We start from the raw sequence: 562 nt of genomic DNA on the forward strand, positions 1-562 counted from the left end.
TGTCAATTTCTTTTAGCATCTCCAGCAAATCTGCCAGCATCACATTTTGATCTGGAGCAACTTGCTCTAAAAGCCCATTTTTGTACTCATACAGACCTGTGTACACCTGTCCCCGTCTAGCATCAAAGATTGGGCAGATCAGACCGTCAAAATGCCGGCCATTTGCCGCAAGCGTCTCAAGACTTGATACAGCAGCAATTGGAATGTCTAAAGACCAGGCAAGTGTTTTGGCCAGCGTCACACCTATTCTTACTCCTGTGTATGAACCAGGGCCTTTTGCAACGACAATTTTAGAAAGATCCTGCGGTGCCATATCACAATCACTCAGCAATGAATGAACAGCAGGCATCGCTCTTACAGAATGGTTTTTTTTCAAGTATGTAATGTATTCTGCTATAACGGTGTCTCCTCGAAGCAGCGCAATGCCCAATGTATAATTTGATGTATCAATTGCTAATATTGTCATGTCTACTTATCTCCTCACAAAGCATTTCGTACCGATTCCCGACAGCAGTAAAGGTGATTTCCCGCTCACTATAAACAGCTCTTTTGATAACAATTT

1 protein-coding gene and 1 pseudogene are annotated in these 562 nt (G+C 42.7%); both read right to left on the reverse strand.

Going from position 1 to position 562, the window contains the following annotated elements:
* On the reverse strand, positions 1-466 hold a 466-nt coding region (tsaB, locus tag RVS70_RS21915; RefSeq protein WP_321134831.1), incomplete at its 3' end, for a tRNA (adenosine(37)-N6)-threonylcarbamoyltransferase complex dimerization subunit type 1 TsaB.
* A pseudogene (locus tag RVS70_RS21920) lies at positions 447-562 on the reverse strand (tRNA (adenosine(37)-N6)-threonylcarbamoyltransferase complex ATPase subunit type 1 TsaE); the annotation flags it as partial. The gene tsaB and the pseudogene RVS70_RS21920, both read right to left, overlap by 20 nt.

The organism is Virgibacillus sp. M23 (genome assembly GCF_034190895.1).
GTDB lineage: Bacteria > Bacillota > Bacilli > Bacillales > Amphibacillaceae > Virgibacillus > Virgibacillus salarius.